Raw genomic sequence first — 9,228 nt, 5'->3', positions numbered from 1 at the left:
TCTTTTGAAGGATCACGCGGTGACCACCCTCTATCCGGCTACGACACGCTCAGACATTTGCTGGCGTCCGGTCGTACACCATCCTGCTGGACTCAACCAGTTTGGGGGCGGCCTGCGGGATGTGTCTTCTGTTTCAGGACGAGTTGTGGCGCCGGCAGGCTGGTAGGTCGGGTTGGTGAGTCGTTCGGCGCGATTGCCCGATCGCTCGGGCTGCCGTTGCAGAATGCGCGGAGGCTTCTCGCTCAGACCGGTGTGGTTCGCCGGCCGCCGGCGCGGCCAGCGCTTGACGACGGTCGAACGGGAAGAGATAACCCGTGGCCTCGCCGCGGGCGGCTCGGCGCGGAGGATCGCTGTGCGTTTGGGGCATTCGCCGTCGACGATCTCGCGGGAGATCGTCGACGGCGGCGGCACGCCTACCGTCGTGCCGCTGCGGCCGATCACCGGGCGTATCAGCGAGCGCGTCGGCCGAGACCGGTCGGACTGGTGAGTAATGCGACGCTTCGCGCGCTGGTCGAGAAAACTCACGATCTGATGGTCGCCCGGGTATATCGCCGGTTGGCTGCGGTGGCACTTCCGTCGTGAGGAGTCTATGCGGAATCAGGTTGGTAGCGACTGAACTCATCGGGCTGTTTATGTGGCGTGAACAACGCTGGATCCGTGCACGCCCTGCGGCGCGGTCGGACATAGACTCCTCCTGGAATGCGTTGTCGGCTGTCGCGAACACCGCTGGCAGGCGCGGGCATCGGTTCAGTGGATCATGAAGACCGGGGCAGTGTTTCAGCGTTCGGTTCGGGCCGGTTGTCGGCGGCGACCGATGGAGCCACGACGGTCAGGCCTCGGTGATCCGGCGCTGACTCGGGTTGTCGCGTCGCGCTGGCCGTCTCCTTCTCCGAGGCCTGCGCAGAAGAACGCTCGGAATCCAGGGTCTGCGCTTCGTCGGCGGTGTCCGCAGTCTCTTCGGGTTGGTCGGTCCGCCAGCGCATCGGCCGTGTATCCGGCCGGGCGGACAGAGTGGGCTCGGATTTCGACGGAACACCACGGCCGGACCATGGCGTTCCAGCGGCGGAGGCCGTCTTGTGGGGGGACTTCTCGGGAACTGCCTTGTTGCGATCGCGCTTTCGCCATGGTGTGACGCGCTGGTTGGATCGCGGGCTGGGACGGCCCCCAGGGTTCGACTGGCTCGGCGACGACTGGTCGTCGGCATCGGCCGCCTGCTCGAGGGGCCTGCCCACCCGATCTTGCCCCATCGCCGAGGAGAGGGGGCTCGACAGGGCCGCATTCCACGATGGCTGCGGATCGAACACCGGACTGTGCGGGGCATAGCGTGCGGGTGTGCCGTCGGGGTTGTGCTGGGCGGTGACACTGGAGTCAGCTCTTGCTGGCAGTCCATCGGAACCCGTTCCCGCCACGACATGCCCAGGACTCGATGCCGCGTCATCGGGCCCTGCTGCCACATGACCGCTACCAGCGCCCGAGATGGCACCGCCAATGTCCGGATTCGGTTGCACGCCAGTGATTCTCGTGTTAGACGCAGCGTACGAACCTGGCAACCAGCCTGCGGCATGATGCGCCGGCCTCCCGGTAGCCTCAGCTGCCTCCCCGGACATGTGTGTGCCGGAATGATCGGGCGGGTGGCTAGACGAGAGCGAGTCTTCAGACAATATATAGGCAGGGAGCTGCACGCTGGGCGGGGCCGTCGGCGAGGTATCGGCCACCAGTGCAGGGGCGTGGTCGTTGGTCACGGTCTGCGATCCCACTCCTGCGAGTGGATCGGTGCCCGGACCCACGGCGGGCCCGCCGCCGCCACCGTCGTCGGAGGTGGGGGTGGTGAAGTCCAGTCCCGCGGCCTTGTCAGCGAAATCTGATGCCTGCTGCAGGATGTCATCGGCCAGCCCGTCCAGGACACGGCTGTAGTTGATGACCTCATCGGGCTCGATGTACAGCGGCTGATCGGCCGAACCGGGCGGCGGCCCCAACAGCTCACCCGCGATATCGTCCACGATCCGCCGGACCATGCGGTCGATGACATGCTCGAGCGGCTCGATTGCCTTCCCGACCACCTCGACCAGAATATAGCCGAGCAACGCTTGCTCCATGACCTGGCAAATCTTGCGGGCGGCAGCCGCGATCGCCTGCTCGATCGCGACTGATAGACCGTCGGTGACGATCGTCGCGGCAATCGCGGCGGTGTAACTGGCTGCCAGCGCGGCGAGTTCGGCCAGCACCGCGACCTTGGTCACTTTGATCACCACAGCAGCCGCATCCAGGGCATCGGCCACCACCCGGCACACCGCATCCAGATCGGCCATATGGGACTTCGACATCCGCGCCCAGGCCGCGACCAACGCTTGGTAGGAATACCCTGAGTAGACGTTCCTCATATCGGTGATCACACCGGTCGCGGTATCGTGCGTATCCGCCACGCCGTTCGCGAAATTCCGTACATGAGTTCCCAGTGCGCGGACCTGGTCCTCGTTGATATCCGGATACGGCACACCGGCGTAGTTGAGGAACAATGCCACATCGTGCGGAATCTCTATAGCCATGGATACCGCGCTGTCCCGGCCCAACCCTCAGCACGCGAACGATGACGACCCGGCGGGGCATGCCAGCGGTACTCGGCAAGTGCCACAACTCCATCGCGCGTGGCCGGAACCTTGGCGGCATCTGTTTTGCCTCGCTGTAACGTCTCGAAAGGCGGTGCAGCCGCCCGATGACAACTCGTATGCATCAACCGCATCCGGACGGCGGCATTGGAGCAGTAACTTCGAGGTGTATGCCGTCGGGGTCGTTGAACGACAAGATCACGATACCGAATTGATCGAGTTCAGTGACGTCACCGCGCTGTATTCGGGCTTCGTCTAATTTTTGAACGATAGCGTGCAAGTCATCGATTGTGTCTACGGTGAAGCTGACGTGGTCGAGACCGACCCGCTCGGAATCGAAGTGGTCGTCTCGGTCTGCCACCGGCCGTAGGCCGAACAACATGCCGTTCGTTTCGAATACGACGCCGCCGTAGAGCTGTGCGGGATCTGCGCGAATGGCAGAATCCTCTGGGCGGCCGGAGGATTCGGCTACCACGGTGAATCCCAAAACATCTTCGTAGAATGCGCGCGAGCGGTCGATGTCGGTAATGGTCAGCCGTATGTGATGAATACCGGTTGTGCGAATGAGAGTCAAGAAGGGCTCCAGGCAGAGTTTGACGGTGCTCCCATGGCTGCCGTATCCGCGCGAATCTTCGATATTGCGACAGGCAGGAAGAACGAGGAACAGCAAAAATGCTATTTCGTCTGAACTGCTCCCACCAGTACCACACTAGACATTTCTGGCACCGCTCGCGACACGAGACAGTCCTTGGCCTTACTGTATAGATAGAGGGCAACCGCGATGGCTTGCCCGAAGGCGGGTCTGCGCGGGTCTCACTGTGCCCAAGCCGTCTTTGAAGGAACTCGCGACGGCGAGATCACGCTGGGTTAGATCACGACCGACATCGGGAACCACCCGACGACGTTGTCGAGATGGATGCGTCAAGCCGACATCGACGACCGGAACAAGCCGAGCACGACTGGTACAGAGTCGGCCGAGTTGCGGGATGCCCGCCGCCGTATCCTGTTGCCGGAGCGGGAAAACCAAGTGCTGCGTCGGGCCGCGACGTATTGGTCAGCCGCATGGCCGGTTCGACTGTCCGGACATACCGCGGTGCGGGTACTGCTGGCGATCCTGCTGCCACAGTGGCCGACCCGTCGGGTGGTCATCGTGAACGACTTCGCCTTGCGTCGCCGAAACCGTTACGGCACACCTGTGGCACGGCTTGGCCCGATCAGTAAGAGAAGTCGTCGCCGCGCACGGCCGATGCTGCGCCGCGGCCGGCCCGAGACGGCAAACACGCACCCGCGAGATCGCCACGCTGGAACACTGGCGTCTCGTCGACGACTGGGGTCGCGGTGGAGGTTTCGGCAGGCATGGTGAATGCCCGGATGGCTCGCCGAGGATGGCTGCGCCGGCCTGCACGATGCCCAGTTCCGTCATCGTCGCCGATGGTTGGTTGCCATCATGGTCGAATTTCATTCCTTATCAATGGTTTTCCGGTTGTGAGAGGAACCGCCACTCGATGCGGCGGCGGCTGCGCTGCGGGCTGACGGTGTTCCACGTGAATACCGCGGTCCCGGTCACTGTCGTGGCGTGCTGAGTGGCGATTGGGCGGGCGTCGGCCGGCCGGAGAGGTTTCGATGTCCCACACAAAAGGGATGCCGGTGCGGCAGCGAGTACGGCATGAACGACGTGACGGGGCGGCAGCGGATCGGTGCGTGGCGGGGAGCCGAACCGGCGAGGTCGCCTCCTACGCCGCAGTCCTTGCCAGTGATGGTGTCGCGTTCGCGTACGACACCCCTCGCGACCCGCACCAGTTCACCACGCTCAATGACCTGGTGTAGCTGCGTCGCCAATTCACCTGCTGCTACGGCGAGAAGGTCTATCGCCGGATGAGTTGCCCTGCACCACGACTCGTGCTGATTGAACCCTGTGCCGACTGGGTCGGTGGTCACCACCAGCCACCGGGGCTGTTCTGGCCGCCATGCGCCCCGGCAGCCTGATCCCCACCCCAGTTCGGGTGGCGGGGTTCCGGCCGCGCATGCCCTGGTCGAGGCCACCTGCCTGCATACCGCCCGCTTCGATGAAGGCCGAGACGCGGCAGTGGTGATCCTGACCGCCAGTGAGGGACTACACACTCTCACCGCGGTCCTCGGCGGCCAGGCGCACCTCCGGTACGTGCACGACGTCATCCTGAAGGCCTGCACTTGCGTCTGCTGAGTCGACTGTTTCGTCGGCGGGCGGGAGCTGTCCGGCTGTATGCCCTAACGAGGCGGTGCGGCGGGCACTGCGCGCCCGATTCTCCGAACTGGCCACCGTGGTGGGCACCGATGCCGTCGACAACGGGGAGCGGTTGACCGTTGGCGAGATCCACGGAGCCGCGGCCATTTTCGCGCATCCGCCGGCGACCAGTTGCTGATTGGACACGACCATGCGGAACAGTGAATTGTCGCAAACGGTGTCGGAGATGTCCGATGCAGCCCTCGTCCCGGCACTGTCGCCGTCGTAGTGTTTCCGCGTCATCTTGCTTAGTTTGTCTGTCCTCAGCGGCGGTCAGCGCCAATTCCGCTCCTGGACAGAGGGGTTATTGTACGTCTCCCGGGAGCCGTAAATGTCTTTGTTGCATCCTATCCAGGATTGCTGCCGCAACCACCAGTTGTCGTTGTCGAGCGTAATTAGCTCAGATGATGCCGCCTTGACCTCAGGTCCTCTGACTGTGGCGGAGGCCGGCGTTGGAGCAACCGCCGTCCCGCAGGCGGTGTCGACTCGTGAGGCGACCGATGCGGCGCTAGAGAATGCATGGAAGAGGTTGTTGAAATACGTTGCCGTACGAGGAATCCGGGTGGCGGTAGAACATTCTGTGCTGAAGTCGGCCCGCCGCGCTGCAGCCTTCGGCCTACTGCAAGGCGGCGGTACCAACGCTGGGGGACAGGCTTGTCAGCGAGCGGTTCCGGGGGTGAGGATCTCGCGGACTTGGTGGACCGGATCACCGCCGGCTTGCGCGCGCTCGCGCCGCCGGGATGGCAGCGGCTGGAGGCATCCTTCGCGTTGACCGTTGTCACCGAATCGGCGTTGTTCGTGGTCGATGACGGGCACGGGCCGATCAGGTGTCAGGTATCGGATGAGGTGTGGGCGTCGGTGCGCCGGCACCGGCAGGTTTCGGCCGAGCTGGAGAGCGAGCCGTGGTGGCGGATGGTGGTGCGCGCCGACGCGGAGGACGTCGAGGTCGTCGTCGATCACGGGGCCGAGCCGTTTCCCGGTGAGCAACTGTTCGCACCACAGGCGTATCTGGCCGACCTGGTTGGCGGCTTACATCGGGCGCGGTGAATCCCAGTCGAGGCCGCCGCGCGCCGCCTGGGACGGAATGCGGACGGACCGGCGGGCGGGCGTGCGGGCGGTGCCGGTGACCGGCGAGTTGCCGGAGCTGCGAACACTGTGGGCGCGGTGGGCGGTGCTGGCCTCGGTCTTTTGGACCTCGCCTACAACGGTGGTGGCGCGATGCCGAATGTGTTTGCGGGAGCACCTGATTGGGTGGCCGACCCGGTGCTCAATCCGCGGGTGATGACCGGCATGCTGTCGTTTTGTTACTGGTGGGAGAAGGGGCGGTGGTACCGGGGCGAATCCGCTCCGATGTCGGAATGCGCGGCGGCGCTGCCCGCGGTGTGGACTGCCGACACGGTGGCGCGAGTAGTCGCCGACGTGATGGAGAAGTCGTCGCCGGATGCCGCCGAGTTGCTGGTGTCGGCGGCGCAGGCCGCCGCGGTGACACGCGAGGCGATCGTGCAGGTGGTCGGTGACGAAACCGAGGTCGACGTCGCCGGTGCGCTGTTCCAGTTCGCACTCGCGGATCTGACGGCCGGCGAGGTCGCCGGGATCAGCGCGGCGGAGGCGTTGAAACTGGTTCGCGATCACATCCGCGAGCGAGGGTACGACACCGCGGATTATCCTCCGTCGTCCCTGCGCGCCGACCGGATCAGCGTGGGCTGGATGGTGCGATCGCCGGTGCCGGACAACGACATCGCCCTGGACCGTGCGGTCTTCTATGTCGCCGACGACGGCGCCGTGGAGCGATCGAGTTCGTCGGTGCCGCTGTCGGTTTTCGTGACCGACTTCGAGCGACGGTTCCGCCTGCGGGTCGGCGACCGGATGTGACGGCTCGAGGCGGAATATGAGCGGCGAACTTCGGTTGGACCTGGCCGGCCTGCGCGAACGGGCCGCACGGCTGGCCGAACTCGCCGACCGGGTGGGGCAGACCCACGCTGGCCTGCGGGATTGCCTGGAGCAGGCCCACGGTAGCTGGGGCGACGACAACATGGGCCGTCAGTTCGCGGAGCAGTTCACACCGCATGCCGATCAAACGCTCGCCAATGTGCGGGACATGGCGAAGGGGCTGCACAGCACTGCGGCCGGAATCGTCGGTGTCGCAAACGAATTCGATGCGCAGGATGCCGGCAACGCCGCCCGGCTGGCCGACGCGGCAGGAGATCTGGATCCGGGAACCGGGAGTTCGGCCACGCTTGCGCCGGACAACGCGGCCGGCACGCCGTCACCCGTCGATGCGGGTCCACAGCTCCCGTACGACCACGCCGAAGGCCCCCCGGCTCGGAACTCTCCGGTCGCCGGCGGTCCGGCGCATCCCACCGGCGGTGCGCAGCGCGCCGACCAACCCCCGGCCGGTGGCTCGCAGTCACCGAACGGTTCTCCGGCGCGGACCGTCCCGCCGAATGGGGCGCAGTCCCGCTCGCCGTGGAATCAGGACCGGCCGGAGTCCGCCCCTTCCGGGCGGGAGAAGCAGCCCCCGGCCGGTGACTCCGGTCGCCGGTCCTCATCCGTTTCGGCACCGTCCTCATCCTCGTCGGGACTACCTCCGGCCGACCGCCGCGCGGCGCCCCGAGCCGCGGACGCCTCGTCCGGCAGTCGAGCGGCACCTACGAAACGGGGCGATACCCCATGGGGAGGGCAACCGCCTCGCCCTCCCGCCGCACCGGGAAGGGCCGACACCCCTGGAAAGACCGGGTCCCCCGGCAAGCCGGAGGAGAATCCTCGGCACGGTTCGCCGCCACGTGACAACCGTCCGTCCCGCGACAAGGCACGCCCGGGTGATCGGCGCCGCTCTCGCGAGCAGCCGTCCGACCCGATGATCGGTTGGCTGGCGCGGACATTGGCCGAGCGCCACGGTGTACAGGTGACCGGGTTCGACACACCCGGCCTTCAGCTGCCGCCCGTACGAGACTTCGTGGCAGCGGTGGACCGGGTGCTCACCGACTATCCGATGATCGGTCTGGGTACGGTCGCGGTGGCAGAGCTTGGTGGTGAGCTCGGCATGGTGCGATGGAGTCGTGAACCGGGCGCCGAGGGCGCCACCGACTCGATGACGATCGACCTGCGCACCGCGCAAGAGCCGGCGGCAGCGACCCCGACCACGGAACCCGGCGGCGAGCCGGCGCGATCGGACATCTATCCGGCGACGCTTCGGGAGTTCGGCCGGGCCCTCGACGCCGCCGGCGGCGGCGTAGCGCGCAAGCAGGCACAACGCGTCCTGATCGCGGAATACCTGCGCCGGCAGCCGGACCGCACACTCGCCGAGGTGGTGAGCGGTTACCGGGATTGGCGAGCCGAGTTGGCCGGAAAGGCCTCGTTCTCTGGTGAATTCGATGTGGGCGAGGCGCTCGGATTCGCGTTCGCGGAGGTCGTGCAGCACGGCGCGGAGGCGGGCATACAGGCAAGATTGCTGCATGCGGTGCTGATCGCCGCGGCATCTCGACCGGCATAGGCGGTGCCGGTGGACGGTTCGTTGTTCAGCCCCGTTGTCGAGCTGCGGAACACCTTCGAAAGTCTTCCCGACATGCTGCGGCGCCCGATCGAGATGGTGGTGTTCGGCGGCGAACTCCCGCGCGCCGACATCTCCGCCATGCGCCGGATGGCCGCCGAGCTCCGTGCCCACGGTGACGAGCTGGACGGACAGTCGAGGGATATCAAAGCGCTCCTCGCGCAAGAAGATTCGGTGGGCGAGCTGGCAAACCAGCTGCGCGACGCATTGCGTTCGTACGGGAAAGGCGCGGCCCAGCTCGGTGGCGACGTCGGCACCCTGGCCGACCAGGCGCAGGCGGCCGCCAACGACGCGGAGAAGTGGCTGTGCGTGATGTTCACGTTCGGCATCCACTTGGCGTGGCGAATCTTCAGCGTGGTGACCAGCGCGGCGGCAACAGGTCCGGCCGGCGCGACCGCGGCGGCGCCGACCGTGGATGCCATGCTGGTCGAGGGGCGTGGCGAAGTAACGGCGATGCGAGCCGCCCTGGCACGGGCGATCGAGGAAGGCGCGGCGAAGGCGGCTGCCCGGCTGACCGCGCCGGGGGCCTTGCGGTTCGCCACCATGCTGGGCAAGGCGGCCGCGCTGCCCGTAGGCGTCGACGCGGGTGTGCAGGCGCTGCAAGTCGCCACCGGCGATCGCACCGCCGACATCATCGGATCGGACGGCACGAATCCGACCGGAATCGATCTGACGTCGATCGAAGTCGCCGCCTTGGCCGGCGCGGGTGGAGCGGTGGGCGGCATGGTCGCCGGCAAGTTCGCGCCGATGGTGTTCCCCCGGATCGGCAGCAGTCGCTTGGCCATGGGCCTGGTACACGGCACCGCCGG

At 66.4% G+C, this 9,228-nt stretch carries 7 protein-coding genes and 1 pseudogene; 6 read left to right on the top strand and 2 right to left on the bottom strand.

The features are described from left to right. Window positions 1-223 precede the first annotated feature (223 nt). Window positions 224-403, top strand: a pseudogene (locus tag IG65_RS36355) (helix-turn-helix domain-containing protein); the annotation flags it as partial. A 352-nt stretch (window positions 404-755) separates the two neighbouring features. Here the strand turns inward: IG65_RS36355 and IG65_RS36350 are convergent. Continuing rightward, window positions 756-2,546 (bottom strand): hypothetical protein, encoded by a 1,791-nt coding sequence (locus IG65_RS36350; RefSeq protein ID WP_156055927.1) that lies wholly within the window; start codon window positions 2,544-2,546, stop codon window positions 756-758. A gap of 184 nt (window positions 2,547-2,730) precedes the next feature. Continuing rightward, window positions 2,731-3,180, bottom strand: a complete 450-nt coding sequence (locus IG65_RS37455) for a VOC family protein (protein WP_081879946.1) — start codon at window positions 3,178-3,180, stop codon at window positions 2,731-2,733. Window positions 3,181-4,864: 1,684 nt separating this feature from the next. Here IG65_RS37455 and IG65_RS38285 point away from each other — a divergent pair. The 5 genes from IG65_RS38285 to IG65_RS35450 all read left to right on the top strand — a co-directional run. Continuing rightward, window positions 4,865-5,008, top strand: coding sequence for a hypothetical protein (locus IG65_RS38285; RefSeq protein ID WP_156055926.1), 144 nt, complete (start codon window positions 4,865-4,867; stop codon window positions 5,006-5,008). Between the two features lie 557 nt (window positions 5,009-5,565). Next, entirely contained in the window at window positions 5,566-5,916 is a 351-nt protein-coding gene (locus IG65_RS36345) for a hypothetical protein (RefSeq protein ID WP_051757317.1), read from the top strand. Between the two features lie 171 nt (window positions 5,917-6,087). Beyond that, the gene (locus tag IG65_RS36340) at window positions 6,088-6,741 is read left to right on the top strand and encodes a hypothetical protein (protein ID WP_156055925.1); all 654 of its coding nucleotides are present in this window, start codon (window positions 6,088-6,090) and stop codon (window positions 6,739-6,741) included. Between the two features lie 16 nt (window positions 6,742-6,757). Next, window positions 6,758-8,362, top strand: a complete 1,605-nt coding sequence (locus tag IG65_RS36335; protein ID WP_051757315.1) for a hypothetical protein — start codon at window positions 6,758-6,760, stop codon at window positions 8,360-8,362. A gap of 9 nt (window positions 8,363-8,371) precedes the next feature. After that, a partial coding sequence (locus IG65_RS35450; RefSeq protein WP_197040021.1) for a hypothetical protein occupies window positions 8,372-9,228 on the top strand: 857 nt, incomplete at its 3' end.

This window comes from Nocardia sp. NRRL WC-3656, assembly GCF_000720265.1.
In the GTDB taxonomy this organism is placed as follows: domain Bacteria; phylum Actinomycetota; class Actinomycetes; order Mycobacteriales; family Mycobacteriaceae; genus Nocardia; species Nocardia nova.
The sequence above is the reverse complement of the archived record's forward strand: the minus strand, read 5'-3'. Positions and strand labels throughout refer to the sequence as shown.

Excerpts from the sequence above, each read along its gene's own strand:
- IG65_RS36350 (WP_156055927.1), bottom strand. The coding sequence starts at position 2,546 with ATGGCTATAGAGATTCCGCACGATGTGGCATTGTTCCTCAACTACGCC.
- IG65_RS36340 (WP_156055925.1), top strand. The coding sequence starts at position 6,088 with ATGCCGAATGTGTTTGCGGGAGCACCTGATTGGGTGGCCGACCCGGTG.
- IG65_RS36335 (WP_051757315.1), top strand. The coding sequence starts at position 6,758 with ATGAGCGGCGAACTTCGGTTGGACCTGGCCGGCCTGCGCGAACGGGCC.